Origin of the sequence: Acidovorax sp. 107 (genome assembly GCF_003058055.1) — a bacterium.
Taxonomy (GTDB): Bacteria; Pseudomonadota; Gammaproteobacteria; order Burkholderiales; family Burkholderiaceae_C; genus Acidovorax.
Genome location: NZ_QBTZ01000001.1, coordinates 1,218,409 through 1,245,091, shown reverse-complemented (window position 1 = coordinate 1,245,091; position 26,683 = coordinate 1,218,409). Strand labels below are relative to the sequence as shown.

The following is a 26,683-nucleotide window of genomic DNA, read 5'->3' as shown; positions in this document are numbered from 1 at the left end:
CCCGGAGACTCTTCCCCGACAGCTTCGAGCTCCAAAAGCGTTCGACCAAAAAAAACGGGCGGTTGGTACCCGCCCGTTTGGTCGTGAGAATCGTATTGTAGCCTGTAAAGTGTTGATTTGCAAAGGCGAGGACCGCGAAAACTGTTGTCAACCTGCCCAAGCCAGTGTTCATGCAGCCTGCCGGGCGGCCGCGTGCCAAATCTGCATCTCCCGCTGGCCCGGAGCGCGCCAGCCGCTATGACACTGATAGCGGCTGCAGTAGCTCTGCCAGATCGGTTTCGGTAAAGAGCGGCTCCTTGCGAGCGGCCGCGCCGCTGTACAGGCTGTCTGCCAGTTCGGCCTTGCGCTCCTGCAGCGCCAGGATCTTTTCTTCAATCGTGCCCTGCGCCACCAGCTTGATCACCCACAGGCTTTGCGTCTGGCCGATGCGGTGGGCGCGGTCGGTGGCCTGGTCCTCTACCGCCGGGTTCCACCAGGGGTCGAAATGGATCACGGTGTCGGCCTGCGGCAGGTTCAGCCCCACCCCGCCCGCCTTGAGGCTGATGAGGAACAGGGGCACCTGCCCGCTGGTGAACTGCTCGATGATCGCGTCGCGCTTGACACTTTGCCCTGTGAGCTTGACCCAGGGCAGGTTGCGCGCCTTCAGCTCGGCCTCGATCAGCGTGAGCATGCTGGTGAACTGTGAGAAAAGCAAAACACGACGCCCCTCGGCCAGCATTTCGGGCAGCAGTGCCATCAAGTGGCCGAGCTTGGCCGACGTCTTGACCTTGGCAGCAGCCTCCAGCGGCACCAGCTGCGGGTGGCAGCACACCTGCCGCAGCTTGAGCAGTGCGTCCAGGATCGTGATCTGCGATTGCGCCAGCCCCTTGGACTGCAACGCCTCGCGCACGGTCTTTTCCATACCCAGACGGATGGTTTCGTACAGGTCGGCCTGCGCGCCCGTCAGCTCCACGGGCATGACCGATTCCACCTTGGGCGGAAGCTCCCCCGCCACCAGGGCCTTGGTGCGCCGCAGCATGAAGGGCGTGATGCGCGCACGCAGTTGCGCCATGCGCGCGCCGTCGCCCTGCTTTTCAATGGGGGTGCGAAACACCTCCTTGAAGCGCGTCGCGCTGCCCAGAAAGCCCGGCATCAAGAAGTGGAACAGGCTCCAGATCTCGCCCAGGTGGTTTTCCATGGGGGTGCCCGACAGGCACAGCCGGTGTCGCGCCTGCAGCTCGCCCACCACCTGCGCGGCCTGGCTGCTGGCGTTCTTGATGTTCTGGGCTTCGTCCAGCACCACCAGGTGCCACGGGTGCACCAGCCAGCGGTCTCGGTCGCGCTGCAGCAGCGAGTACGGCGCGATGACCAGGTCGTGCGCGGTGACTTCATCGGCCACTTCATGCCGCCCCGCGCCATGCAGCACCAGACACCGCAGGCCCGGGCAAAAGCGGGCGGCCTCGCGCTGCCAGTTGCCCATCAGGCTCACGGGTGCGATGACCAGTGCGGGGGTAGTCAGCCGCCCCGCGTCTTTTTCGACCTGGATGTGCGCCAGGGTCTGCAGCGTTTTGCCCAGGCCCATGTCGTCGGCCAGCACACCGGCCAGGCCGTGGGCCCGCAAAAACTGCAGCCAGTTCAGACCCTGCTGCTGGTACGGGCGCAGCGTGGCGCGCACGCTGGCGGGCAGCGGCACCTCGGGCAAGGCGCTGGCGCCCCGCAGCTGGGCCACCATGTCGTGCAAGGCAGCGGCGCCTTGCCACACCGCGCCCTCGCCCAGCGCAGTACTGGTACGCAGGGCGTCCAGGCGCGAAAGCTTGAGGCTGTCGGCGTTGAAATCACGCGCGCGGTCGCCCGCCAGATCGAGCAGCGCGGCCATCCAGGGCCGTAGCGCATCGGTGGGCAGGCGCACAAAGCCAGGGCCGGTCAAAGAGGCCATGTAGACATGCGCAGGCAGCTGGGGCAGGCCCGTCGCAGGGTCCAGCGGCTGGGCTGCGGCGGCAGCAATCAGGTCGGGCAGCCAGCGCAGGATGTTGTGGCGCACGCCATTGATCTCCATGCCCAGCGACAGCGCAAACCAGGGCGATGTGGCCGCATCGTCACCCCCAGGCTGCAGCACCACATCCAGCCGGTCGGCGTGCTGCACCCAGCCCTGCAGCGCCGGGTCCAGCGTGACATCCAACCCCGCGTCGCGCAGCGCTGCAAAGCCGTCGTCCGCCCAGTGCATCCAGTCGTCCTGCGGGCGCTCGCCGGGGATGCCGAACAGGCCGTCGTCCGTGGCCAGAAGGCCCAGACCTTCCAGGCGCTCGATGGCATGGCGTTCAGCCACCGCATCGCGCTGCAGCAGCACCTGGCCGCCGTCGGCACCGCGCACCAGCACCGCCAGATCCTGTCCCGCCCACCAGCCCACATGGCCCTGGTAGTCAAACCGCAATTGCGCAGTGATGAGCCCCATTTCGGCCACCTTGTTTGCAGGTGACGGGGCCAAATGCAAGCGCGCCACGGGTTTCACGCCCCGCACCTGCGTGAGAAGGCCCAGCGCCGGAGGCAACGGCAACACGCCGCCAATGCGGCGCACCACCTCGGCATGGTGCTTTTGCAGCGCCGCAGCAGTGAGCGCGGGTGCCTTGAGCAGCATGGCCACCTGGGCCGGGCTCAGGCCCTCGGCGTGCACCGGGCCGCAAACGCCCTGGACGGCGTCCAGGTACAAGGGCGGGTGGTTGTCGCAAAGAACCGCAGTGTCGCCCGGCAGCCGTGCCTGTAGCCCCCAGACAGCCTCGCTGCCTTGCGCGGGCGTGGATGCCTGCCACGCCCACGTGATCGGCAGCGCATCGCCCCATTGCAAAGGCGCACCCACGGTAGACCCACCCGCATCCACAAACAGGCGGCCCGTGGCCGCTGCCTGCTCCAGCGCCAGCAGGCCCACCGCGCCCTCCAGCACCCCGATGGGCGCGACGCTGTAGGCCGAGTAGTACCCCACGCTGCGCGGCATGGCGCGCAGCAGCTGCAGCACCTGGCGGTCGGCATCGCTGGCGCGGTCGTACACGGCCTGGCCGGGCGCGGGCTGGGTGCGGATCTGCTGCGGCTTGGCCCAGCCGCCCGTGAGCTTGGGGTACGACACCACGGCCTCCAGCTGCAACTGCGGCACGCTGGTGCGCGCCCGCCCTACGGTAGAGACCAGATAGAGATAACACTCGGGCCGCCCCGGCCGTGCGACCGGATCTTGCGGCACGGCAACGCCCAGGGCCCGGTCCCACTCCTGCAGCCAATGCAGAAGGCGGGCCTCGGCCTCGGCGCGCGCCAGGGCCTCTTTGCGCTCCTGCATGGCCTTGAGCGCATCGGCAGCCCGCGTGGACGACGGGCCCTGCGCCGGGTCGCGGTGCGCGGCCTCCAGGGTCAGGGCCACAGCGTGTTTGCAATCTGCCCCCACGGGGCAGCTGCAGTCGCCCGACCATTGCTTGACCTGGCCGTTGGGCGCAAGCACCAGTTGTACGGACACCTCGTACGGGTGGGGCGAGCTGCCCTGCACTTCACCCGCCAGAGCCCAGCGGCCCTCCGCTGGCTGCCGGATACCCACGCGCACCACGTCTGCCTGGCGGTACAGCTCCATGCCTCGCTCCCACGCGCCCTTGTCGCACTGGGCCTGCAGTGAATTGAGCGGGAACCAGGGTGGGCAGGGTGTGGACACGGATTTCGAGCAAAAAGTGGCTGTAGCGCTAGTGGATCATGCGCCATCAGCTATCAAATAAAGAGCATTCAAGCAATTGGCGGTGCTACGGTAACGACCGCTACCAGCCCGCAAGACCGCCCACTAGCCGCCGCGCGCTGCACGCACGCGCTCGAAAACACCCTGGGCGTCGCCCCCCGCCCCCGCACCACCGGGCGCTGCCGCCTGCAGACTGGTCAATAACCGTGTCAGCACCGGCGCCTGCGGCAACAGCGGACCCAGGAACAGGGCCCGCTCGCCGTCGGCAATCAGCAGAGTAGGAAAGGTTTCCACGTCCAGGTCACCGACCAGATCGGACTCATCTTCGATGTCCACCCATTCAAACCGCACGTCCGGGTGCGCACGGGCCAATTCGTCGAACAAGGGGCGGTAGATGCCGCAGGTGCCACACCACGCTGCACACAGGCACACGGCCCACCAGCCGCTGGGCGTGGCGGCACCATGGCTCGTGGGGGTCGGTTCTGGCAGTGCAGCGGGACTGGACATCAAAAGGGCTCCTGGAAGGACCGCGCTGCAGTGCGGCGGGCGCAGGCCCCAGGCCCAGCGCTACATGCCGCGCCGCTCACGCGCGCGATAGACCTCGATGGTACCCACACCCGGCGCCTGATTGCCCCAGCTGTTGCGCACAAACGTGGTCACCGCCGCCACTTCTTCGCCCGACAGCGTCTGCTGAAACGGCGGCATGCCGTGCGGACGCGGATTGCCTGCCGTGGCGGGCAGGTAGCCGCCCTGCAGCACCACGCGCACCAGGTTGGTGGGGTCGGCCAGCGTGACGGCGCGGTTGCCCGCCAGCGCCGGAAATGCGCCGGGCTCGCCCTGCCCCCGGTCGCCATGGCACTGGGCGCATTGCTGCTCGTACACCTTGCCGCCCCGCGCCATCGCGCTGGCGGGGGGCGGGGCCGCGGTGGCTGGCGCCTTGCGGTCCTGCTGCGGCAGGGCCTGCAGGTAGACGGCCATGGCGCGCGCATCGGCGTTGCTCAGGTACTGCGTGCTGCGGAATACCACCTCGGCCATGGGGCCCAGCACGGAGCCCTGCGGGGCCACGCCGGTTTTCAGCAAGGCCACCACGTCATCGGTACGCCAGTCCTTCACGCCCGCCTCGTGCGCCGCATTGAGCGCGGGGGCATACCAGTTCTGCACCGGGATCAGGCCGCCGGTGAAGGCCTTGGCGTCCGACGTGGCGCCCAGGGCATTGCGCGGCGTGTGGCAGGCGGTGCAGTGGCCCAGGCCGTTGACCAGATAGGCGCCCCGGTTGTATTCGGCCGTCTGCGTGGGTTCGGCCGCGGGCGCCCCGGGTGCGAAGAACAGAGCACGCCATACCGCCAATGCCACCTGCGTGTTGTACGGAAAGCGCAGCGCATGGGCGCGGTTGGCATCTGGCGCAGCCGGCAGGCTTTGCAGATAGGCAAAGATGGCGTCCGAGTCCTCGCGCGCCACCTGGGTGTAGTTGGGGTACGGGAAGGCTGGGTACAGCAGCCGCCCGTCCTTGCCGCGGCCATGGTGCATGGCGCGCCAGAACTCGGCCGAGGTCCAGCTGCCAATGCCTTGCGCCTTGTCGGGCGTGAGGTTGGAGCTGTGCACCACGCCAAAAGGCGTCTCGATGCCGCGACCGCCCGCAAACGGCGCGCCACCCTGGGTCGTGTGGCAGGCCATGCAGTTGCCCACGCGGGCCAGGTATTCGCCGCGCTGCACCAGTGCAGGCGTGGATTGGAGCGTCTCGGTGGCGGGCAGCGGCTCTTCGCCACGCAGGTTCAGGCTGATCAGCATTGCTGCTGCAATGCCCAAGGCGGCCAGAACGGAAGAAAGGGTCCAGAGGATGCGTTTCATCGGTGCATCCCTTCTCAGCGTGCAGCCGCAGCGGCCACGGGCACTTCGGCCACACCACCGCAGCGGGCGGGCATCGCGGCAGGCAATGTGCGGGCAGGCTTGCCCCCTGCTGCCACCGGCTGCGCGGCCAGCCAGGCCGAGACAGCGCTCACATCGTCGGGCGTGAGCTGGCGCGCAATGTCGGCCATGCAGTCGGGCCGATGCGCACGGCGCTGGCCGGTCTTCCAGGCACCCAGCTGGCTGTTGAGGTAGTCACGCGGCAGGCCCAGCAGGCCGGGGATGGACGGCACCACACCCGTCATGGCCGCACCGTGGCAGGCCACGCAGGCAGGGATGTTGCGGGCCGCATCGCCCACCTGTACCAGCCTGCGGCCTTGCTCCAGCACGGCGGGCGGCGCCTGGGGTGGCGGCGGGGGTGGGTAAGGCAGGTCGAGCGCAGCAAAGTGCCCGGCCATCTCGCGCAGGTAGTCGTCCGTCAGGTGCTCGATCAAGTAACCCATCTGCGGGTAACTGCGCCGCCCGTCCCGAAAGTTGAGCAGCTGGTTGGCCAGATAGCCCGCTGGCTTGCCCGCAATGCGCGGAAAGTAGCCATCGGGCGTCGCTCGCCCTTCCTTGCCGTGGCAGGCGGTGCAGGCCAGCACGCGTGAAGACATGGAAGACACGGGCACCGCGGCCGCAGTGGATGCAGTGGCCACCGGGGTTGCAGAGGTGGTGCTGGCAGGCACCGTCTGGGCCACAGCACCGGCGCTCAGGGCCAGCGCCAACAAGGCAGCGGCCGCAGGCAGGCAGAGAACGGGGCGCAGCAGGCTGCGCAGGCAATCGGTCATGGGGATCTTTTTGTCCGGCAAAGAAACGCTGGGGCGGCCCACAACGGCCCATCACGCAAGGCGTGCGCCCACACAGTCCGCCACTCTACGCTCGACCCTAAAAACAGTACAGATTCAGATTTAGATTAAAAATACAGATCAGTTTGCTTTGCTCCCATGAAACGCTACGAACGCCACGCTGACGCCATCGCCCAGCTCATCCATAGCGGCGCCCTGCGCCCCGGCGACCGCGTGCCCTCGGTGCGCGAGGCCAGCCGCACGCGGGGGATCAGCCCTTCCACCGTGTTCGAGGCGTACTACCTGCTGGAGGCCCAGGGGCTGATCCATGCGCGCCCGCGCTCGGGCTACTACGTCAGCGCCCGCCCCCCCTCCGCCGAGGCCCGCCCGGCAGAGCCCCAGCCCTCGCAGCCTGCGGCCACATCCACCGGGGTGGCGATCAGCGATCTGGTGTTCGAGGTGCTGGGCCTGGCACGCGACCGCGATCTGGTGCCACTGGGCTCGGCCTTTCCGGGGCTGGAGCTGTTTCCGTTGGAGCGTCTGGCACGCTGCCTGGGCAGCGGCATGCGCAAGCTGGACCCCTGGACCATCGTGCAAAGCCTGCCGCCCGGCGACGAGCGCCTGCGCCAGCAGATCGCGCTGCGCTACGGCGTGCACGGCATGGCTATGGACGTGGAAGAAATCATCATCACCAACGGCGCGATGGAGGCGCTCAACCTCTGCTTGGAGGCCGTCACCCAGCCGGGCGACGTGGTGGTGGTCGAATCGCCCACCTTCTACGCCGCGCTGCAGGCCCTGGAGCGGCTGAACCTGCAGGCGCTGGAAATCGCCACCCACCCGCGCGATGGCATCGACCTGGCGGCGCTCGCCGAGGCGCTGGAGCGCCAGCTACCTCACCAGCCCATCAAGGCCTGCTGGCTCATGCCCAGCTTTCAGAACCCGCTGGGCAGCCTGATGCCCGAGGGCAAAAAGCGCGAACTGGTCGCCTTGCTCGCCCGCCACGGCGTGCCGCTGATCGAAGACGATGTGTATGGCGAGCTGCACTTTGGCCCCCAGCGCCCGCCCCCAGCCAAGGCGTTTGATGGCGCGGGGTTGGTGATGCACTGCAGCTCGTTCAGCAAGAGCCTGGCCCCCGGCTACCGCGTGGGCTGGGTGGCGGCGGGCCGCCAAGCCACAGCCGTGCAGCGGCTCAAGCTCATGACCACGCTATCGGCCGCCACGCCATCGCAGCAGGCGCTGTCTGAATACCTGACCCAAGGCGGGTATGACCGGCACCTGCGCGCCCTGCGCCGCAGCCTGGAGCAACAACAGGCGATTGCCCTGGCGGCCGTGGCCCAGCATTTCCCGCCAGGCACCCGCGTGTCGCGGCCCGAGGGCGGGTACTTTCTGTGGGTGGAACTGCCGCCCCAGGTGAACGCGCTGGAGTTGCATCGCTTGGCACTGCAGCAGGGCATCAGCCTGGCGCCGGGGCAGATCTTCTCGGCTGACCAGCGGTTTGCGCACTGCGTGCGCATCAACTATGGACATCCGGCGCAGGGGCGGCTGGAGCCAGCGCTGCGCGCTGTCGGCCTACTGGCCGCCCGGCTGGCACGCGGAGAAATCAGTGAGCAGATTGCTATTAAATAAGGAGCTTTCTGGCTTTTTTCCACAAGCACATTCCGGCAATTTGGCGAAAAAACCGGCATGAGAGACTCCAAAAACACTCCGCCACGGCACCACCACCCGCCACCAAATCCAGCTTTCTCCAAACTGACGCGCGGCGCCTGCGTTGGTTGCACCCAACTCCGGGTTCCTACCGCCCCCACCGCACACACGCCTCGGCATACTGATCGCCGCCCATACCGGGCGGCTCAGCCGGTCCCGCGCACCACCCTCCTCTCCCACACCATGGCCTCACACCAGCCGGTCCCGTTCCTCATGGTCGAAGACGAAGACGACTGGGTCGTGTCTTTTGCCCTCGGGCCCCAGGGGGCCAACCGCCTGACCCTGGTGCGCACGCCCCGCCTGGAATTCATGCTCCGCCCCGAGCAACGCGGCGTGTCCGTCGGCAGTGCCGAGACCGGCCACCGCCCCGCCCTGCTGGTGGCCGTGCAATGGGGCCAGCAGAGCGTGGACGTGGTGTCCACCGCCAAGCGCTACAGCCTGGACATCAGCAAGGTGGACAACGCCACCCGCAACGCGGCGCTGCGCGTGCTGGGCAAGATGAATTTTGACCAGCGGTTTCAGCTGGCCGGGGTGTGACCCCGCAACCAGAGTGAGCCCAGGGCGGCAAGGGGGTGCAGAAGCTCACAAGCCCTGCGCCCTTGGCGCACTGACCGGGCATCAACGCATCATCTTGAACAAGGCAGTGGTGATGGCCACTTGCGACTCATCGAGCGACGTGGGCGTAGTGCTGCCAAACGCCATGCGGTCGTCGATGGGCCAGATTTTCCCCGGCGTGTTGGCCGTGGTGTCGTTCGCGAGCGAAACGTCCCGGAGCCGGCCAAAACGCGCGTCGCTGTTGCCATCGATCTGCTGGTCCAACGCAGCTGCCAGCGAGAACGTGGTGCCGCGAATCACCATCACGTTACGGGGCCGCGTCACGTAGTTGCCCACCGTGGTATCGGGCTCCGCCCAATTCACGCTTTGGAAACACACCTGCACTTCCTGGGGGTTGCCGTTGCTGTCCAGGTACACATAACGGTCTTGCTGACCCTCGGTGCGTCCCGATGGCAGCCGAATGCCGGCGGCCAAGAACGCATTGATCATTGTGTTGCCACACAGCTCTGTACCGGGAGTGGCGCTGTTGCCATTGATGCGCCCTGTGGGGTTGGTGGGGTTGTCCCCCGGTGGGTAGCCGACGCCGTTAAAAAACGCCTCGTAGGCCAGCTGCCAGCCCTGAATGAAGTCGGTGGAAAGGCGTTGATTTGCCGCAGATCGCTGCAAGTCCCGGCCTACCGCCACCGCGCCCAGCACAAGGCCAATCACCACCAGGGCAATGCTCAGTTCAAGAAGCGAAAAACCGCGCTGCCGCCCCGCGGACGGCGCGCAATGGTTTGTGGGTTTCGTTGTCATGGTGTGTCGCTCTTTGAGCAAAAAGTATCAGTAGCCAATGGCGTCCGCCTTCAGCGTGTTGTTGTTGATGGAGATGGCCAGTTCCGTCATGGCAGTGGTTCGCGTGGCGAAGTCCGAGTGCACCTGCTTTGCCTCGATCAGTGCCGCGGTTGCCAGCCCCGTGGTCACAATCGACAGCCCCACGCCCACGGCAGCCGCCACAATGCCGGCTGCGGCCAGCCCTATCTGCACGGCCCGGGCGCCTGCACTCATCGTCGTATCGGCCACTGCTGACACCATCTCCTTGGCCGCGCCCAAAGCGCCCGCCGCTGCACCGGCAACCCCTGCAAAGGCTGCCGCCTCATTGGCCTCGGCCAGCTTGACGGCCACAAACAGTTGATCGCGGTAGTCGTACAAGGCCCGCTCCATCACAAACGCCCCGGTGGCGGCGTTGAAATGCGCGTGCGATATGGCGGACAAGGCGGCACCACAGTGCAGTTCGCCAAACAGCTCTGCATGGCTGGGTGCCACCACCGAGTCGTCATAGGCATCGGTCACCGGTTTGCCAGGAGCCTCAAAGGTCGGGTCGGCTGAACTGGCCGTGGCGTTCGCGCCGTCGAACGCTTTTCCGTCTCCATCAGCATCCAGCATGCCGGGCGCAGCAAGGGCAAAGGCCACGGAACGCCGGGTTCCCAGCATCTTGGCGGCCAGCCGCCCGGCAGGCGCTACCAGCGCGTCGTTCGCCGTGTTGAGCGCGAGGCAGACATCCACAAGATTGACAGCCCTCGCCACTCCCAGGGGGCAAGGCGGACTGTTTGACGGGTTGCATGCCGGGTTCAAGGGGGCTGCATCGTTGCCGGACTGGGTCATCCCCAACTGGACCGTGGACACCGAAGGGATCGGTGGTGCCTTGTCGTTGGGCGCATCCTGGTTCTGTGGCTTGGGATTGGGCGTGCGCACGCGCAGCGGGTTCATGCGATCCACGGCGGTCGCCAGATCCCGGTCCTCATGCGCGGTGGCGGAGGGCTCTCTGTAAACACCGTAGCGCAGAGCACCGGCCTCGGGACGGGGAAGACCCAGCGTGCGCCAGGGCACGAAGCCCACCTGGCGCAAGCCCGCACCCTCCGTGCAGGACTCGACCCCTGCCGTATCAGCTGCCGGGCAAGGCAGGCGATAGTTCGAGTGCAAATAACCCACCAAGGCATCGCGTGTTTGCTGTTGCGCATCCACCTGCACCGTGGTGACGCGCTGGCGCTCCGACAGTTGCCAGAAAACGATGGCCCCTGGCAGTATCAAACCCAGTGCCAGCAAGATGACCGAAATCTCGACCAGGGTGAATCCCTGCATGCGGCGCTTCATGGGTTGAGTCCCTTCACATCCAACTTGGTGGCGTTGGCCAATGTTTGCGTGAACGTGTCATAAATCTGCGCAGCATAGGCATCGGTGGCAGCTTGTTTCTCCTTGGCCACCTGTAGCGCGGCCTTCGCTTCATCGAGCGCTTTGGCTGCGTACACGGTTTGCGCAATGGCCACGACCAAGTTGGCAGCAGCGATGCCCACTACAAACGCGGTAACGCCCTCTGAATTGGCGGCCGACGCGATACTGATCACACCGCTGGCAGTTGCCACAGCCAGGGCCAAAGCCGCCGTGGCGACACCGGATTCGGCGGACTGCACCGCTGACTCCGCCGCCGTGATGTCAAACACCCGCAAAGACCAATATTCCTGCATCACGCGCGCACTGTCGTACGCCGCATAAGCACCTTGCGCTGTGGCCTGCATCTCGCTCAGCCGCCCCACGCAGCCAATGCGTGCATCAAGATCGGCGGGGCCTACGGCCAGAGTCAAGTCGTCGTAGTTCGCATCCTGGGGCCGGCCCGGAAAATCAAAACGCCAGGTCGCGCTGGCGCCCACCGCGTTGTTGCCGTCAAACTGGTTGTTCTCGCCCGGATGTACCAGCACGTAAGCCACCGGCATGCTGTCAGACACATTGCCAGCAGTGAGTGTGCCGGCCACTGCCGAGTTGGCAGCGAAGCTGCGCAGCACCCGGCACCAATCCAGCCCGTTGACCACCGCACGGCGAGCGCTGGCTGCGGTGATGGCTGCTTGTGCCCGGGCAGCCGCAGCGGTGACTGTGGCTGACGCTGCAATCGGCGGCGAGAACGTGGGGTAAGTCGGTATCACCGGCATGCCCGTGAAGTCGATGTTCAGGTCTGGCGACACGGCCGCAGCGGGTGCGGCGGCCAGGTCAAGTCCCGCCCCCCGGTTCACGCCATAGTGAAATAGTCCGAAGTTGCTGCTCAGCCCCAGGCTTCTCCAGGGCAATCTCACCGCCGTGGCATCGCCGCAAGCCTCGCTCCCACCGGTGTTGGCCGACGGGCATGGCAACCGGTGGTGGGCCAGTACAAAACCCTCGACCGCCGCCTGAGCCTCTCCCAACTGCCGCAGCATGGCAGGCCGCTGCATCGGCTCACGGGTGGACGCCACCCATCGCCATACGAAGAGGCCGACGATGCCAATGATCGCCATCACGACGGCCAACTCCACCAAGGAGAAGCCGCTCTTTTTTTTCAGGGAGTACCTCATCGCGTACCCCCCTTCTCGTCCACCTTGATGAGAATGTCCAACGCTGCGCTCGGGGGCATGGGTGTCACACCCTTGCCAGTGATGTTGCAAGGAGGAGGGTTGTCAGCCTGTGTCTTGAGTTGGTCATATATGTTTTTGGCATCGGTCACCCGCTTGTTGGCCTCGCCAAGCTGGCTCTGCAGGGCATTGAGCTCCCTCTGCAGCTTGATAGGTTTCAGGTACTTGGCATCAGGGTCCGGGCTGACCGACGAACCACCGAAGAGATCCACCAACGCCGCCTGAATACCCCCAGATGTCACTACGTCACCCGACTGGCAGACGCCAGAAGACGTGGTGGTGCATCCAACCCATGTGGCCACCCCACCTACAAAAATGGTGTACCGCCCCGCATTGCGCAAGTTGGAATAGGCTGTCTGAAAACTCGTTTGCGCAGATCCGACGCTTGCCTGCGCGGCCGATAGATCAGTCTGAGCTGCAGTGAGGTTGCTTTGCGCGTTGTTCCGTTCGGTCACCGCCTTGTCGTACTCCGCTTGCAAGGCAACAGGGTCGTTCAGAAGGGTCAACTGCGAGGTCTTCTCCAGCCTTTGCTTCTGCAGCGCCGCCTTCACCGCCGGGTCGGTCGCAGCGGCAATTTGTGCATCCAGCGTCGCAATATCGGCATTGAGCTGGGAGATCATCGCGGTGCGGTTGGCCAGCATGTTGGCGTAGGTAGCCACTTGATTGGTCCACTGGGTTACCGCCGTCTGATAGTTGTCGCGGCGCATTGTGGCGGCGGTCAAGGAGAAATTGCTCGACTCCCAGTTGGTTGCTGCATCCAGGACGGGCTGTATGCGGGAGTCGATGCTGGTGGAGGTACCTCCTGCGCGCACCTGCGCCACCAGATTGTTGATCGCATTGGCACGCGCAACATTGGCTGCATTCAGCTCGTTGGTTTTGTCGTTGATTTTTGTGATGAGCGTGTTGCGGTCTGCCACAGCGTCGTCCCATTCCTTCTTCGCAGCCGCGAGTGCTTGCGTGTAGTCGGTGGACGGGCATGTGAGCGTGGACGCGTCCACCGAGCTGTCCGCCAGCGCCAGCGCATTGCCCGCCATCACAGCAGCCACAACATTCAGCCCCACCGAAACGCCGTTGGCGTACAGCACTCCCCCGGTCAGCGCTACGGCCGCAGTGTGTTGTGGCGCCGCCGCACAGGCGTTCACCGCCAGCCCCAGGGTCGCCGCGCAAATCGCCCACTCCACAGCAGCATTGCCCGCATCTGCAATACCCCCCAGGATCGTGCCCGTCATATCTGCCGCTGTGATCGCCGCACCCAGGGCAGCGAAAACGATGGCTTGCTTTGCCGCAGCGATGTTGCCGGTCTTGAGGTCATCCACCTGGAGCACTACATCGTGCGCCAATGCCACGGTATTGATGGAGTCGATCAGGGGAGCGCAGTGCAGCCCGGCAAGCAGGCTCGCGTAAGAACGTTCCAGCACGATATCGTTGTATCGCGAGAGCAATGGCCGACGGGTGGGGTCTTCCACGGCACTGTCGGCAGAGGCATTCGCTCCATCGAACAGTGATCCATTCCCGTCCGCATCGTCGTTACCCGGATGAACGAGCGCGTACGCTGTTGTGCGAACGGGAGTGGATCTCACCTCCGCCATACCAGCCGCATATGGTGTCTTGCGGCCCTCGTCCAGGCGCTGACAAAGGTCCGCTAACGTGAGGATGTCCGCCTGATAGTCTCCCCCCGTCGCGGTGGTCGCACGCATGGACGCATAGGTCTTGCCTGTGGTGTCGTATTCCAGAGGTCGCCATGCGTCGTCCAGCACGGTCAGATCGTTCGCTCCGCCGCCTCGCTGCACAAGGTAACGCAACTGCCCCACATCGACACCGGGGTCGGCCCCGGCCAATCGCAGCGACACCGAAGGCAGCCAGCCCTTCTGGTCGCCTGCGCCGCAGTCTTCCACGCCATCGCGGTTGGTGTCTGGACAAGGCAAACGCCGCATGACGGTGGCAAACGTGACGATGGCGCGGTCCGCCTGGGCCAGCGCCTGCCGCTCCTGGCGAGAAGACTCCACCGCAGAACGCTCACGCCATTGAAGGTAACCCATGGTCGCGAGCCCAGCCAGCACGGCAATGAGCAGCAGCACCTGCACCATCCCAAAGCCGCGCGAGCTTGAGCGCGAAACACCCCTGCTGCATCGAGTGCCAGTGACCGCAAGCGAGCACTTCTGCCCAGAATGCAGCCCGTGCAATTCGAAAGCGTCCACACCAGGACCTGGCACCTCCTGCGAGGGCCTTCCAGCCAGGTGAGCAAAGGCAAGTATCTGCATGAACATGAGCTATGGGTCTCGAATGCGGCTACGGCAAACTCACGCGCAGCCAGCCTGCCAACTGTGCGGGCGACTCGGCCACCACCACGTCATCCGAAGCAAACCTCAGTGGGGCAGAAGGACTGGCTGCACACAGGCTGCTGCTCGTATGGGGAGGATCGAGGCGGCTACCATCGTTGTCCCTGTCTTGCAACGGAACCACCACCCAATAAGCCGCCGGCATTACAGCGTTGGACGCGCAATCAATGGCCCCGGCAGCGCCTCCATCTCCCGTGAGATAGGCACGACCGGTAGACAGGGGAAGGGCGGCCGCATTCACCAGCGCAGCGATCAAGTCCGTGACGTCCAGGTAGTTGGCATCGCTGACGGAATCTCCGTTGCGCTCCTTGGAGACCGCCAGATCCGCGTCCAGCAATGGATCTGCATTGGCTGCACGAAACACGGCATAGCGTGCACGGTGCTCCAGCGTCGGAATCTCCAACCCCAGACTGACGTACGGAAACCAGCCCAACTGATTGCCAGTGGAACACTCTCCAGCCGTCAGCGACTCATAGCCATTCGCCACGGCACCCACGTCGGGGCAAGGGAGGCGCCCGTAGCGAAGCGCAAAAGCGCGCAAGATCGATTGCAACTGTTGCGCCTGCGCCCGCCCTCTTTCAAGCTGCTGCTGTGCAGAGACGGTTTCGTACGCGCTGAAGGATGCCCACGACAAAAGGCCCGCCACCACCAGCGCAACACTCAGCTCGATCAAGGAAAAGCCCGCCTGCAATCTGGGCATACGAGCACAGGCCCGCAACAAGGGTCCCCCCATCATCACGGTTTCCCCGCTGCAGCCGGCCGTCGCACGGTGGACTGCAGATCTGCAGCATCTGCACTGATGCGCGTACTGATCTGCTGCAACTGACTCAATACCTCCTGGCGACGCACAAGGTCTTCGGGCTTGGAACTGCCCGAAATCCGCTGCAGCTCCGTGTTGAGCGCCTGGATCTTGGAGGTGCTCTCCAGCATGTTCCGAAGCGTCTGAAAGTAGCGCGGATCGGTGTTTCCTGGCGACAGCTGCTCGAGCTCATTGATGAGTGCCAGGGCTTTCTCGGGCGAACTGAGCGCTCCGCTGGACATCATTGCCGTGATATCCGAACGCACCTGTGCCAGACGCTTGCGACGGTCATCCGGTGAAAGTGCAGCCGACGAGGTTGCGGTAGAGCCCCCTGCGGACAGGGGCTGCGCGGACGACGCGGCGGCATCGGCAGAACGGGAGGCAATGCTGGCAGCGCCCTCCTGGCGGGATGGCGGCGCCGCTACCGACGGTGGAGGCGGTGCCACTGAATGTGCGCCGCCCCCCCCTCCCGCCGTCCATCCGGCGAAGAACACGATAACGAGCACCAGCACGGCCAGACCACCGCCAATCAACACGGGCTTTTTCATTGCAACCCCACCCGCACCGACAGGCAGACCTCGGCCAGCGATGGACAAGGCTCAACCTGCGTGAGTCTGCACAAATGCACACCCCGTGAACCACGAGGCGTGATGGACGTCACCATGCCGCGCATTCACCCTCCCCCCATGCTTTGGTTGACCGACTGCCGCACCAGGTCGTACACAGGCAGCAACAGCGCAACAATCAGGAACAGGAACAAGCCTCCAGCAATCAGGATGATCAAGGGCTTGAGGATTTCTGCCAGCGACTTCACCAGCACCTCCAGGCGCTTGCGATAGTCCGTCGCCAGATGCGAGAGCTGCTGGTCCAGGCTACCGGACTCTTCGCCGACGGAGATCATCCGTACAGCCATCGCGGGAAACCCGCCTACGCGCCGCATCGACGATGACACCGACTCCCCACGCGATACGGATTCCGCCACATGGATGAGGCGCGTGCGGTAGTACCGGTTCTTGGTTGCACGGCCCAGCACGCGCAGACTCGACACCATGTCCACCCCCGCGCGCACCAGGATCGAAAGGTGCTCCGTGATGTGCGCCATGCCCGAGGAAACCAGCAACGTGCGGGCGATGGGCAGGCGGTGCAAGAGGGTGTACGTGGCGAGCTGGAAGCGCTCGGAACGCCTGAACGCAATGACCCCGATCGACACCACGATGGTCGTGACCAGCAGCACCCAGGGAAGATGGGTGGACAGCAGGTCCGCGAATGCCACCAGACCTTCCGTGATTGGCGGCAGCTTGGCCTGCAGCTGCTTGAACAGCCGTGCCATGTTGGGTACCACGTAGTAGATCCAGAAGATCGCCACACCGATGATGGAGGCAAACACGAACGCGGGGTAGATCAATGCCGTCTTGATGTCGCGCCGGATGTTGATCATGCGCTCGACGTGCTCGGCAGCTTCGCCCAGCATGCGGTCCAACGTGCCGGTCTGGTCGCCGATGGACACCAGGTTGCGCACCGTCTCGGGAAATATGTTGGGGTGGCGGTTGAAAGCCTCGGTCATTCCCACCCCCGCGTTCAGGTCGTCCCGCATGTTGCGGGCCACCGCTGCGATGGCAGCGTTGCCGGCGCTGTGGCTCTCTTCCACCAAGGTGGTCAGTGCGTCGAGTGCGGGCACTCCAGCGCGCATCATCAGGCCCAGGTCACGCAGAAAGCCAGCAAGGTCTTCGCTGCGCACCTGCTGACGGAACAGATGCATCAGCGCATCAGCCACCACAGACAGCCAGGCAGGAAAGCGCCAGAGGCTGATCACCGTGCCATCGGTATCGGCTTCAAGCCGCATGCGGGCAGACAAATCGCGCTTGACCGCCAGGCGCAACAGGCCCGAGCGCACGCTGCCGTGGGGCAACAGCACGCGGTAGTAGTAAGTGTTGAGATTGGCCATGCAATGCTTCCGCCGGAGCGGCTCAGTCCTCGCCCACCGTGCGGAGAATTTCGTCCATGGTGGTCTCGCCCGCCAGCACCCGATGCCGCGCCAGAGTCAGAATCGGACGCATGCCCGCAGCCAGCGCACGTTGCCGCATTTCGGCACGCGTGGCGTCCGAGGCGATGGCATCGGCCAGATCGCGGTTGACGATCAGCATTTCGTACACAGGCAGTCGCCCCAGATACCCTGTGTCGCGGCAGTGGTGGCAGCCCACGCCGTGAAACACCTGCACCATTTCACCGGCGGCGCCCTGTCCAAGCCAGCGGCGCTCATCATCGGTCGCAAGGCGCGGTTTGGCGCAATGCGGGCAGACGCGGCGCACCAGCCGCTGGTTGATGACTGCAACCAGGTTCTCGGCAATTGTCTCGGCGTCCACACCCAGCAGCTTAAGGCGAGGCATGACACCGAAAATGCTGCCCACGTGCAATGTGGACAGCACCAGATGGCCGGTGGACGATGCGTCGAGCGCAGCGCGCGCGGTCTCGGAGTCGCGGATTTCACCCACCAGGATGATGTCCGGGTCATGCCGCAAAAAGTGCCGCATCGCGTTGGCAAACTCGTATCCGGCGCGGCGGTTCACTTCGGTCTGACAAGCGACGGGAACGCGGTACTCCACGGGGTCTTCCACGGTCAAAACATTGCGCTCGATCAGAGGCTGCATGCGCAGTGCAGCGTGCAGCGTAGTGCTCTTGCCGGAGCCGGTGGGGCCCGTGATCAGGATGAGGCCGTGCGGGCGCGAAAACGCCTTGGCCATGACCGCGACATCCTCTTCGAGAAAGCCCAGATCCGCCAACTTGTCCAGGTTGCTGCGCTCAGGCAGAAGGCGCATCACCATGCGCTCACCAAATTCGGAGATCAGCGTCGATACGCGGATGGTGAAGTTGCACTCCATCACCTGGGCCGTAAAACTGCCGTCCTGGGGCAAGCGCTGCTCGCTGGCATCCATATCGGCCTGCAGCTTGACGAACACCACCAGGCGGTCAAGGGCGGGAGAGAGCGCAAACACCGGCCGCAACACGCCGTCCACACGCAGCAGCACGGAACGGCTGCGCGCAGTGGGGGCCAGGTGGATGTCGGTCGCCCGTTCGCGCAAGGCCAGGTGAAGCATGTGCTCCAGCAATCGCGCGGGGCTGTAAGCACGGTCAACGTCGGCTTCGAGCTTGCGGACTTCGCTCTCGATCAGGCGTGCGGGTGGATGCTCGGCAAAGTAGTAGTGCTGCTGAATGGCCTGGGCAACACTGTCGAACTCGCCCTGGAAAAAATGGCACCCTTTGCCCAGCTTGCGCTGCACGAGTTCCGTCACCGTGTCAGGCTGCGCGTCACCCAACACCACCTCGATCAGGCCTTCGTCGTTTTCCCGCACCGGCAAGAAGCCGTAGGTCAGGCACAACGAGCGGTTGAAGATACCCGCCACTGCGGTGTCGGGCTCAGGCATTTCGTCGGCATTGACAAAGCGCAGCCCGCGCTGGCCGGCGAGCTGGCGAGCCACCTCGTTGGCGCTCGCAAAGCCAAGCTCCACCAGCAGGTTGCCCATGGGCACCTTTTCGATTTTCTGCTTTTGCAGCACGTAGTCGATGGCGACTGCAGACACCAAGCCTGCTTTGACCAAGGCAGCGCCCAACGAAGGACTCTTGTCGCGCAGCACCGCCAGGCGATCTTCCGCCGTGGCGCCAGTGGGCTGCAACTGGCCCGAGGCCTCCAGCAATGATTCAGCGGGGGGATGCATCCTGATGCTCCAGAAGTAAGAAAGTCAGTTCGTCAGGCTTGCCCGTCGGGGGTAGGCCCTGCTGCTGTTGAAAGCGGGCGAACGCCTCTCCAGTCTTCGAACCAAAAAAGCCGTCATCAGGCTCACGTTTGTCCAACAGGCCCATGCTCTTGAGCTTGCCTTGCACCTTGCGCGTGGCCTGCTCAGCGGCCTGGATATGGCGTGCGTTGTTACGCCCCAGCCACGCAACCCAGGACTCCTTGTCCACATTGAAGCGACACAGGCGGGCGGTGGGTTTCAGGCTGTCTGCCATGCCCTCGGGCAGGCGATAGATGTGCACCACTTCATCGGCCGTTGCAGCAGCTTTCAGCTGGCTTTCGCAGGCCTGGCCAGACGGCGGCGTCCCCTTCAATGGGATCGGCTCCATCGCAGTCGCAGCAACGGAACCCGCGCCCGGCGGCAATGCCGGAGGCTCGATGGTCACAGATGAGCGGGCAGGCTCTGGCGCGCGGACTGCCGCCGCCTCTGCGGCCACGGGCGTGGGGTGCTCCGTTGGCTGGGACACCAACCCCCAGCCGGCGAGCGCGACCGTGGCCGAGGTTCCAGCCAACAGGCCTGCCAGAACCCACGCCTTGCGACCGCGATGGCCACCAGTCACTCTGGCTACCGCCGTGGCCTCTTCCCCCAGAGCGGGCAAATCGGCTACGGCACGCTGGACGAGCGCAGACGTGACCACGGACGCCCGCGTGCTGGCCAACCCGTACAGGCAGCGATCCAGCACCAGATGGATGCGTCGGAGATTGCCTTGTGTGGCCCGGTGCAAGACGTCTGCAGCATCAGGCTCTATGAACAGGCGCCCTTCCGCTCCGGCCGCGTTGACGCGGAAATCGAAATAGCGGGTGATCTCGTCCTTTTGCAAGCCTGACAGGCGAGCGTGTTTGATGATGCGGCTCTTGAGCTGGCGCAGCTCAGGCGTCGCCAGGGTCTCTTCCAGCTCGGGCTGCCCCACCAACAGGATTTGCAGGAGCTTTTCCTGCCCGGTTTCCAGGTTGCACAGCAAGCGCACCAGCTCCAGCGATTCCACGCTCAGGTTCTGCGCATCGTCAATCACCAGCAGGTTGATGTCGCCCGCCTGGTGCCCTGCGATCAAGAATTCGGTCAGTCGCGCCAGCCCCTGCTCCACGGAATCCGAAGGGAGCAGGCCAAAATCCGTTTGTACGGCGGACAGCAGAGCGCTGTCTTGCAAAAAGGTATTCAGGATGAGCGCCGAATGGCAGTTCTTGCCACTGAGCGTATCCAGCAGACGCCGCACCAGCGTGCTTTTACCCAGCCCCACCTCTCCGGTCAGCAGGACGAAACCCTTGCGGGCTTCGATGCAGTGCACGATCTCCGCAAAGTCCTCCTCCAGCCGCGGCGTGAAGAAGTACGAACCCGCGTCCGGCGTAGGCGGAAACGGGTTGCGTGACAACCCCAGCGTGGCATAGATGGAACTGGCTGTCATTGCCGGGCAGCGGGAGTGAACTGTGCCAGGGCGGCTCGCAGCGCAGCGGAATCCGGCTGCAGACGCAAGGAAGCATCCAGCGTGGCCCGGGCTTCTTCTGGCTTTTGCTGGCGAGACTGGATGCTGGCGAGATTGATGGAGGCCTCCTCATCCCCGGGCATGCGATCAAGAATGGCGCGGTAGCCATCGGCCGCCGCCGCATCACGCCCGGCACGCAGGTCAAACCAGGCCTGCGCACGCAAGAGCCCCAACGATCCTGCAGGCAGTCGCTCCTTCAGCGCGGCCAACTCGCGTTCAGCATCTGCCCCGCGAGACTCTTTCATGGCAGCAACGAAACGGGCGAAGCGCAGTTCCACCGGTGTGTCATCCACCACTGGCGCTGACGCGGGTGCGGAGGCAGCAGCGGCATTGGAACGGCTCATGCTGCGCGCCTGCCGCGTCTGGCCAGGGCGGGTCGCTGCGGGAGCCGCTGCCGTGGCGGCGTCACTGCGCTGGCTCGCAACCACTACCGACTTCGGGCTGGCAGGCTCCATAGCAACCGCTGCAACTGGAGCGGGCGCGGCCATGGGAGCCGTGGATGGCGACGGCGAAGGCGTACCAGCAGCCACGACGGCCACTGCGGGGGCCGACACAGCCACGGGCGCAGGGGCACCGCCAGCAGTTGCCGTCACATCAGCAGGTACTGCCGCCGTTGCAGGTGCAGGTACGGCCGCAGCAACGGCCGTTGCGGCCGGCGCTGGCATGGCAGAAGCAGTTCCTGGCGCGGCAGTCTCTGTGACGGCAGGCGTCACCACCACAGGGGCCGGCGCGGGAGCGGGAGTCGGTGCAGCAGCCATGGGCAGAGGGTCCGCCTTCGGCTTCATCTGGGTTTGCCACACAAACCATCCCAGAATGCCCGCACCCAACACGATGGCAAAAGCCAGCATGGCGTCCAGCCACGCAGGACGGCCACGCACCGCCGCCTTGGGAGCCTTGGCCATGGCAGGCTGGGAATTTTGAGGCGCATCCATGGATTTCAGCGCATCGTGAATGAGGCTCATAGCACACGCACCCGCAACACGATCACCAGTTCACGGCTGCCGTGCACCTTGTTCTCATTGCCGAACAACTTGCCCAGCAGCGGCACGTCGGATACACCAGGCGCACCACGGTCGTTGTTGGAACTGCGCTGGTCGATCAAACCACCCACCACCACCACGTCACCGTCTCCCACGTTCAGGGTGGTGGTCAGCCCCTTGTAGCTCACCTTGGGCAGTGAGACCAGGTTGTCCCCGCCCACCGCCACCAGTTGCAGGCTGGCTGGGTCCACATCGCTCTGCATGGGATTGAGCAGCAGTTCGATGCGGCCATCGTCGCGCACCATGGGGAGCACGCCCACCATGACACCGGAGAACACGGTGTCGGTCTGCACGCTCGACGAGGTGGTGGACGCTCCGCCGCCAGGCACCGTCTGCGTGGATGCAGACTGAGAGACATAGCGAGAGCTGGTGCCCACCGACAGCAATGCGGGCGTGCCGTTACGCACTTGCACATTGGGGTTGGACAGCACCTTCAGGTTGCCAAAGGAGCGCAGCGCGTTGATCACGATGCCGTAGTTGCTGCCCTGGTAGGACACGCCCAGCGCGGGCCCAGCCACGCTGCCAATCAGCGCTGCGGGAATGGAGATGGCTCGCGACGGGTAGCCGGTGCCAGCATTGGGCAACGAGCCCGAACTGCCGCCCAGCTGCATGGGCGATGAGCCAAATCCCGCGGCCAGACGGCTGCGCAAGGAAGTCCAGTCCACACCAAACTCGAAGTTGTCCGACAGCTGGACGTCAATGAGTTGCGCCTCCACGTACACCTGCTTGCCCAGCACCTTGTGCACCTGTGCCAGCATCTTCTCAACGGCGCGCATTTTGGAAGGACGAGCCTTCACATACAGCGTACCTGTCATCTTGTTCAGTGTGAAACCACTGTCTTCATTCATCGTGGCCAGGGGCGCCTGCGGCAACTGGGCCGGACGCGTCGGGTTGACCCCGCCGATCCAGGCCGGTGGAGTAGAGCCTGGCGTCGTCATGCTCAGGTTCTGCTGCTGCATTTGCTGCTGGGCCAGGCGGTCTTGGTTCGCATCACCCAACACCGACTTGAGGGCCGTTTCGATTTCCTGGTACGGATCGGTGCTGCCGCCGCCGGAACCCGCCATGGTCAGGCTACCCTGCTGGGCACCCGAACCGCCTCCACCACTGCTACCACTGCCGCTTCCACCCCCACTGCCCGAATTGCTGCTGCCAAACACGTTGCCGCCAGAGCCCATCTGGATACTGGTCTTGGTGTTCAGGAAGTTCAGCGCGAAGAATTTTTCCTCGGTCAGGTTCACCCGCAGGGTGTTGCCCCGGAACTCCCCCGCCACGTCATAGGTACGCAGCACCTCGTTGAAACCTTCGCGCAGGGTCACCTGGCGCAGGTGCATGTCGGCAAGCTGACCACCCTTCAGCACGTTGGGGTCCACGATCAGGTTCAGATTCCCGGCGTCGGCAAAGGCGCTCAGGATCTGGCTGATGCTTGCCCTGGACATGGCCACGTTGATCAACTTGCCCTCCAGCGGATCAAACACCGGAGCCATCGGCGCAATGACCGGGGGAGCAGCGGTCTTGTTGATCTCGGCCAACAGCATCTGCTGATGTACCAGCAGGCGCTGCGCCTCTTGCGCTGCATGCTCGCGCATCTGGTCTGCCGCCTTGGTGTCTGGCGGGGGCAGGCTGGAGGCGCTGCGGGGCGACGAACTGGCGCACCCAGCCAGCACCAGAGCGGCACATACCAGCGCCAAAGGCTTGAAAAACGGAGGATTGTTCATGTCGCTGTCCTTGGCGCTACTAGCGTGATTTCTTGAAATAGTCATGAGGAGAAGCCGGCAAGAGCACGCAATGCAACGTGCTCATCGCACCGTGCAGCCAAGCTGCGCACCTGCTTCAAGCGGGTCTTCGTGGTCATGGCAGGCTCTTGATGGGGGCCGGTTGGCCCCCCGGCAGGCCGGCGCGAAACTCCTGGGTATTGACGCTCGCCAGGGAGCCATCGGGCCACCGCAGCGTGCCTACCCGCAGGTCGCCCTGAGGCAATGTCAGCGTCTGGCGCCCCAGGCGCTCGGTGACCACTGCTTCGCTCGGGCGAACCTGCACCACACGCCCGCCCCCCTCCAGGCGAGCCCCCTGGCGGGCCAACTGGCCGTCAATCACCACCGACTGCCTTTCGGAAGCCAGGTCATCCAGGTGCAATGACAAGGAACGGCGAGGCATCTGCACACTGCCCACCACGTCGCTGCCTGGCAGCGGGAGCGCGATCAGCCGCTGAGGATCGGTACCAGCGGTAGCCGTCTGGGCCTGAATGCGGGCCATGGCGCCAAAGGCTTCGGTCACGCGTGCCTGATCGGTGCGCAGCGCAGCCGGCAAAGGCGTCAATTCAATGGTCAACGGGCGCATCGACGGGGTGCGTGCCTGGGTGAGCTGGAACACGCCGTACAGCCCCCAACCCAGCAGCAAAATGGCGAGCCCATTGAGAAGTAAAGCCGCGTATTTCATGGTTTCACATTTCCTGGAGCAGCTGCGCTGGCCACCAACTCATACGAGAAGGCGCCGGGCAGCGTGTAGGTGGGGTCCACGGCCTTGAGCGTCCAGCCGGCAGCGGCCATCTGCGACACCCATCGCGTCACCGAAGCCGAGGCTCCGGGCGCGACCACGCCGTCCACGCGGAAGGCTCGGCCGCGAGGTTGGGCACTGCCCAATGAACCCGTGGTTTCCAGGCGTACGCGCTGGATACGAATGTCCTTGTTGGACGCGGCCTTCAAGACGGCCATGAACGCCACCGGGTCATGGCGTGCGCCCTCGTCCAGCGTGCGCGAGAACTCGGCCACAGGCAAAAGCTTCTGTGGTGCCTCCACCAACGACACCGCCTGGATGCGACTTTGCAGCGCCTCCATTTCAGCGCGCTGGCCCTGCCCTGCGCTGCGCTGCTGGTCAGCCAGCTGACCGACGAGCACACCCGCAATGGCCAGGACGACACCTACGAGCGCCGTCACCACTGTGATGGGGGCCACCCAGCGCTCTGCACGCCATGCCACCCGCTCCAGGCTAGGGTTCAGCGCGTGACGGCCTGCCGACTGACGCGCCAGCTGTGGCAGAACCGTGTGTACACGCTCTGAGGCCAGAGTCATCTCTTGCGCATGCATGACCACCGGCGATCCACCCGCCACATTGCGGACAGCAGCCACGCAGGTGTCCACGTCCGCCGGCTGGGTGGACCACAGCGTGCCCCACTCCACCGCTTCTGCCCCCAACCGCGTCAACAACGCACCGTGGTTGCTGGTCAGTACCTGGGCTGCGCTGGCCATGGCGGAAGGACCAGACCCCAGTGCCTGGGTGGAGCCGAAGACCATGCCTTCTTCGGATTGCACGAAGCACATCAGCCGCCGCTGCGTCAGCATCACGCGCGCATTGCCAGAGCTCACGCCATCGCAGAGCAGCCCCCCTGCCATCATCACCAGGCAATGGTCATCCTGCTCTTTGGCCCACTGCGTGCAGCGCTGCCACAGATCCAGTGATATGGCCGAGAAGAAAACCTGAAAGCCACCGGGCAGCTTGACCAAGCGATGCACCACCACGTGGGCGGCTCCCTCGACGAGACCCTGCGTGCGCACCCGTTTTTCCACCAGGGCGGCAGCGTATTCGGTCTTGCCCTCAAAACGCCAGACGTCGGTATAGACATCGTCCAGGTCCAACACGACCAGCGCGCTGTGCGTCAGGCGGGGCCAGGCCGGAACCTCTTCCACCTGATGCCCGTGGCAGTGCAGCCAGCCGGAGCTGGCGATGCGATACACGTGTTCTGCACTCATGGAGTCACCTTGGGCGATGGGGAGACAGACGCCGTCTGGAAGTGCAGCGTGCCCGTGACACCAAGCAACAGCCCCATGTCACCAGGCATGGGCGGATGAAACAGGCTGGCCTCGGGAGACACCGTGGCGATGTCGAACACATCGGCCACGAAGATCTGCCCCGCACCGCCGCGGCCCAGCTCACCCAGAAATTGGGCAGCCTCGACCCGCGTCGCCGGGGCTACGGCCCGGCGCAGCCTGCGTTCACCCCATTGGGAAGGGTCAAAGCCCATGCGCTCCACCTGCTGCGAAACGTCTTTGATAGAACGCACCAGTTGCTCGCGCCGCTGCACTTCAGGCACAAGGCTGCGGGCGCTTTCAAGCCCCTGCTGCAACTGAGCGAATTGCTGGCGCTCCCAAGCCAGTTGCTTGAGACCGCGCTGCGCCAACCAGGCTCCACCGCCGAGCAGGGCAGTGGCCAGCGCCAGGCAGGCCAGCTTGAGCGTACGGGTGCCGTTCAATTACTGCTCCATGATCCAGTGGGCGGTCAGCAAGATGACCTGGTCTTCGTCAAACGTGCGGCCCCCGGCTGTGCCACCCGCATTCCCTGCGGCATTGACCACCGGCGAGCGCGCATCGCTCGTGTTCATTTGAGTGCTGTTGCCACCTACGTTGATAGCAACGCCTTGCGTGTTGTTGGCCTCCCACTGGGTGCCCGGTGCATTGGCTTCGGTGGATGCGGTCTGCTGGGGGCGGCCCTGGATGCGGAAACGGCCTTCGCGGGAGTCGGGCTTGCCGTCAATCACCTGGTCCATGAACCGTGCCAGGTCAGGCGTCAGGCCACGAATCACCATCACATTGCCTGCCCCGCTTGCGACGCCTGCATCATTGAACTGGAAGCACACTTGCAGTTCGGCCGGGTTGCCGTTGGAGTCGATGTAGAGGAAGCGGTCTTCATGCCCTTCGCCCCGGCCAGGGGGCATGCGCACACCAGCGCGGGTCATCAGCTCGCGCAGATTCACCGACGCCAGTGTGGTGTCGCCTGCGCCCACCGTGTTCGCCGCATAGCCCTGGCCCGAGCAGATCTTGCGACCACGGTCCGTGAAGCTGGCGGGAATGCCTGGAACGGCCATGGAGCCTGCTCGCGTGCAGGCGCTCCCGTTGTTGATCGAGGTTTCAGAGCCATCCACCATGTAGGTCGGCGCTTGCTGGCAGTCACCCACCACCACACCCGTGCGCTGGTAGTACTGGTCGTACGCCATCTTCCACTGGTAAGCAAATTTGTTGACGGCCTTCTGGTATTCAGCGTTGCGCTGCACATCCTTGGCAATGGCCACGGCACCAATGATCAAGCCGATCACGGCCAGCACAATGGCCAGCTCTACCAGCGTGAAACCCTGCTGGACCTTGCGGCCCAACCTGCGAAACGATTGCATCTTTGTCATTGAAACCTCCGACGAGGGGAATAAGTTACGTAAAG

The 26,683-nt window shown here is 64.9% G+C and carries 21 protein-coding genes; 2 read left to right on the top strand and 19 right to left on the bottom strand.

The annotated features are described in order from the left end of the window. Window positions 1-235: 235 nt before the first annotated feature. The 4 genes from C8C99_RS05885 to C8C99_RS05870 all read right to left on the bottom strand — a co-directional run bounded on the left by C8C99_RS05885 (window position 236) and on the right by C8C99_RS05870 (window position 6,357). Entirely contained in the window at window positions 236-3,586 is a 3,351-nt protein-coding gene (locus C8C99_RS05885; protein WP_108625234.1) for a DEAD/DEAH box helicase, read from the bottom strand. Window positions 3,587-3,787: 201 nt separating this feature from the next. Continuing rightward, on the bottom strand, window positions 3,788-4,189 hold the full coding sequence (locus tag C8C99_RS05880; RefSeq protein ID WP_056645705.1) for a thioredoxin family protein: 402 nt from the start codon (window positions 4,187-4,189) through the stop codon (window positions 3,788-3,790). Between the two features lie 60 nt (window positions 4,190-4,249). Further along, window positions 4,250-5,530, bottom strand: a complete 1,281-nt coding sequence (locus tag C8C99_RS05875; protein ID WP_108625233.1) for a cytochrome c — start codon at window positions 5,528-5,530, stop codon at window positions 4,250-4,252. Between the two features lie 14 nt (window positions 5,531-5,544). Then, a complete protein-coding gene (locus C8C99_RS05870) occupies window positions 5,545-6,357 on the bottom strand; it encodes a c-type cytochrome (protein WP_108625232.1) in 813 nt (270 codons plus the stop codon). A 156-nt stretch (window positions 6,358-6,513) separates the two neighbouring features. Here C8C99_RS05870 and C8C99_RS05865 point away from each other — a divergent pair, with 156 nt between their 5' ends. Together C8C99_RS05865 and C8C99_RS05860 are read left to right on the top strand one after the other, a co-directional pair. Then, complete coding sequence (locus C8C99_RS05865; RefSeq protein ID WP_056645713.1) at window positions 6,514-7,980, top strand: PLP-dependent aminotransferase family protein; 1,467 nt, start codon at window positions 6,514-6,516, stop codon at window positions 7,978-7,980. Window positions 7,981-8,241: 261 nt separating this feature from the next. Beyond that, window positions 8,242-8,595 (top strand): hypothetical protein, encoded by a 354-nt coding sequence (locus C8C99_RS05860; RefSeq protein ID WP_056645714.1) that lies wholly within the window; start codon window positions 8,242-8,244, stop codon window positions 8,593-8,595. Window positions 8,596-8,676: 81 nt separating this feature from the next. On the opposite strand, the gene C8C99_RS05855 is transcribed toward C8C99_RS05860, so the two are convergent. The 15 genes from C8C99_RS05855 to C8C99_RS05785 form a co-directional block, all read right to left on the bottom strand. Continuing rightward, entirely contained in the window at window positions 8,677-9,408 is a 732-nt protein-coding gene (locus C8C99_RS05855; protein WP_108625231.1) for a type II secretion system protein, read from the bottom strand. 27 nt (window positions 9,409-9,435) lie between these two features. Beyond that, window positions 9,436-10,746: a type II secretion system protein gene (locus C8C99_RS05850; RefSeq protein ID WP_056645721.1), complete on the bottom strand. Its 1,311-nt coding sequence runs from the start codon at window positions 10,744-10,746 to the stop codon at window positions 9,436-9,438. Beyond that, window positions 10,743-11,972, bottom strand: a complete 1,230-nt coding sequence (locus C8C99_RS05845; protein ID WP_108625230.1) for a type II secretion system protein — start codon at window positions 11,970-11,972, stop codon at window positions 10,743-10,745. The genes C8C99_RS05850 and C8C99_RS05845 overlap by 4 nt, the downstream gene beginning before the upstream one ends. Further along, window positions 11,969-14,296, bottom strand: coding sequence for a hypothetical protein (locus tag C8C99_RS05840; protein ID WP_233247167.1), 2,328 nt, complete (start codon window positions 14,294-14,296; stop codon window positions 11,969-11,971). The genes C8C99_RS05845 and C8C99_RS05840 overlap by 4 nt, the downstream gene beginning before the upstream one ends. A gap of 22 nt (window positions 14,297-14,318) precedes the next feature. After that, window positions 14,319-15,104: a prepilin-type N-terminal cleavage/methylation domain-containing protein gene (locus C8C99_RS05835; RefSeq protein WP_108625228.1), complete on the bottom strand. Its 786-nt coding sequence runs from the start codon at window positions 15,102-15,104 to the stop codon at window positions 14,319-14,321. Continuing rightward, window positions 15,104-15,715 (bottom strand): hypothetical protein, encoded by a 612-nt coding sequence (locus C8C99_RS23805; protein ID WP_146186014.1) that lies wholly within the window; start codon window positions 15,713-15,715, stop codon window positions 15,104-15,106. Before C8C99_RS23805 ends, C8C99_RS05835 begins: the two co-directional genes overlap by 1 nt. Window positions 15,716-15,840: 125 nt before the next feature. Continuing rightward, complete coding sequence (locus C8C99_RS05825) at window positions 15,841-17,112, bottom strand: type II secretion system F family protein (RefSeq protein WP_056645735.1); 1,272 nt, start codon at window positions 17,110-17,112, stop codon at window positions 15,841-15,843. A 22-nt stretch (window positions 17,113-17,134) separates the two neighbouring features. After that, window positions 17,135-18,880, bottom strand: a complete 1,746-nt coding sequence (locus C8C99_RS05820; RefSeq protein WP_108625227.1) for a GspE/PulE family protein — start codon at window positions 18,878-18,880, stop codon at window positions 17,135-17,137. Further along, window positions 18,864-20,360, bottom strand: coding sequence for an ExeA family protein (locus C8C99_RS05815; protein ID WP_108625226.1), 1,497 nt, complete (start codon window positions 20,358-20,360; stop codon window positions 18,864-18,866). Before C8C99_RS05815 ends, C8C99_RS05820 begins: the two co-directional genes overlap by 17 nt. After that, on the bottom strand, window positions 20,357-21,370 hold the full coding sequence (locus C8C99_RS05810; RefSeq protein WP_158274162.1) for a M48 family metallopeptidase: 1,014 nt from the start codon (window positions 21,368-21,370) through the stop codon (window positions 20,357-20,359). Before C8C99_RS05810 ends, C8C99_RS05815 begins: the two co-directional genes overlap by 4 nt. Window positions 21,371-21,396: 26 nt before the next feature. Next, entirely contained in the window at window positions 21,397-23,193 is a 1,797-nt protein-coding gene (gene mshL / locus C8C99_RS05805) for a pilus (MSHA type) biogenesis protein MshL (protein WP_108625224.1), read from the bottom strand. A gap of 133 nt (window positions 23,194-23,326) precedes the next feature. Then, window positions 23,327-23,914: a hypothetical protein gene (locus C8C99_RS05800; RefSeq protein WP_056645741.1), complete on the bottom strand. Its 588-nt coding sequence runs from the start codon at window positions 23,912-23,914 to the stop codon at window positions 23,327-23,329. Then, complete coding sequence (locus C8C99_RS05795; protein ID WP_056645744.1) at window positions 23,911-25,224, bottom strand: hypothetical protein; 1,314 nt, start codon at window positions 25,222-25,224, stop codon at window positions 23,911-23,913. The genes C8C99_RS05800 and C8C99_RS05795 overlap by 4 nt, the downstream gene beginning before the upstream one ends. Next, entirely contained in the window at window positions 25,221-25,724 is a 504-nt protein-coding gene (locus C8C99_RS05790; protein WP_056645747.1) for a hypothetical protein, read from the bottom strand. The genes C8C99_RS05795 and C8C99_RS05790 overlap by 4 nt, the downstream gene beginning before the upstream one ends. Further along, window positions 25,725-26,648, bottom strand: a complete 924-nt coding sequence (locus C8C99_RS05785) for a type II secretion system protein (protein WP_056645750.1) — start codon at window positions 26,646-26,648, stop codon at window positions 25,725-25,727. It lies immediately after the preceding gene. Between the last annotated feature and the right edge of the window lie 35 nt (window positions 26,649-26,683).

Excerpts from the sequence above, each read along its gene's own strand:
- C8C99_RS05885 (WP_108625234.1), bottom strand. The coding sequence starts at position 3,586 with ATGGAGCTGTACCGCCAGGCAGACGTGGTGCGCGTGGGTATCCGGCAG.
- C8C99_RS05820 (WP_108625227.1), bottom strand. The coding sequence starts at position 18,880 with ATGCATCCCCCCGCTGAATCATTGCTGGAGGCCTCGGGCCAGTTGCAG.
- C8C99_RS05850 (WP_056645721.1), bottom strand. The coding sequence starts at position 10,746 with ATGAAGCGCCGCATGCAGGGATTCACCCTGGTCGAGATTTCGGTCATC.
- C8C99_RS05810 (WP_158274162.1), bottom strand. The coding sequence starts at position 21,370 with ATGGATGCGCCTCAAAATTCCCAGCCTGCCATGGCCAAGGCTCCCAAG.
- C8C99_RS05875 (WP_108625233.1), bottom strand. The coding sequence starts at position 5,530 with ATGAAACGCATCCTCTGGACCCTTTCTTCCGTTCTGGCCGCCTTGGGC.
- C8C99_RS05835 (WP_108625228.1), bottom strand. The coding sequence starts at position 15,104 with ATGATGGGGGGACCCTTGTTGCGGGCCTGTGCTCGTATGCCCAGATTG.
- C8C99_RS23805 (WP_146186014.1), bottom strand. The coding sequence starts at position 15,715 with ATGAAAAAGCCCGTGTTGATTGGCGGTGGTCTGGCCGTGCTGGTGCTC.
- C8C99_RS05840 (WP_233247167.1), bottom strand. The coding sequence starts at position 14,296 with ATGTTCATGCAGATACTTGCCTTTGCTCACCTGGCTGGAAGGCCCTCG.
- C8C99_RS05845 (WP_108625230.1), bottom strand. The coding sequence starts at position 11,972 with ATGAGGTACTCCCTGAAAAAAAAGAGCGGCTTCTCCTTGGTGGAGTTG.
- C8C99_RS05785 (WP_056645750.1), bottom strand. The coding sequence starts at position 26,648 with ATGACAAAGATGCAATCGTTTCGCAGGTTGGGCCGCAAGGTCCAGCAG.
- C8C99_RS05870 (WP_108625232.1), bottom strand. The coding sequence starts at position 6,357 with ATGACCGATTGCCTGCGCAGCCTGCTGCGCCCCGTTCTCTGCCTGCCT.
- C8C99_RS05880 (WP_056645705.1), bottom strand. The coding sequence starts at position 4,189 with ATGTCCAGTCCCGCTGCACTGCCAGAACCGACCCCCACGAGCCATGGT.
- C8C99_RS05865 (WP_056645713.1), top strand. The coding sequence starts at position 6,514 with ATGAAACGCTACGAACGCCACGCTGACGCCATCGCCCAGCTCATCCAT.
- C8C99_RS05795 (WP_056645744.1), bottom strand. The coding sequence starts at position 25,224 with ATGAGTGCAGAACACGTGTATCGCATCGCCAGCTCCGGCTGGCTGCAC.
- C8C99_RS05800 (WP_056645741.1), bottom strand. The coding sequence starts at position 23,914 with ATGAAATACGCGGCTTTACTTCTCAATGGGCTCGCCATTTTGCTGCTG.
- mshL (WP_108625224.1), bottom strand. The coding sequence starts at position 23,193 with ATGAACAATCCTCCGTTTTTCAAGCCTTTGGCGCTGGTATGTGCCGCT.
- C8C99_RS05815 (WP_108625226.1), bottom strand. The coding sequence starts at position 20,360 with ATGACAGCCAGTTCCATCTATGCCACGCTGGGGTTGTCACGCAACCCG.
- C8C99_RS05825 (WP_056645735.1), bottom strand. The coding sequence starts at position 17,112 with ATGGCCAATCTCAACACTTACTACTACCGCGTGCTGTTGCCCCACGGC.
- C8C99_RS05860 (WP_056645714.1), top strand. The coding sequence starts at position 8,242 with ATGGCCTCACACCAGCCGGTCCCGTTCCTCATGGTCGAAGACGAAGAC.
- C8C99_RS05855 (WP_108625231.1), bottom strand. The coding sequence starts at position 9,408 with ATGACAACGAAACCCACAAACCATTGCGCGCCGTCCGCGGGGCGGCAG.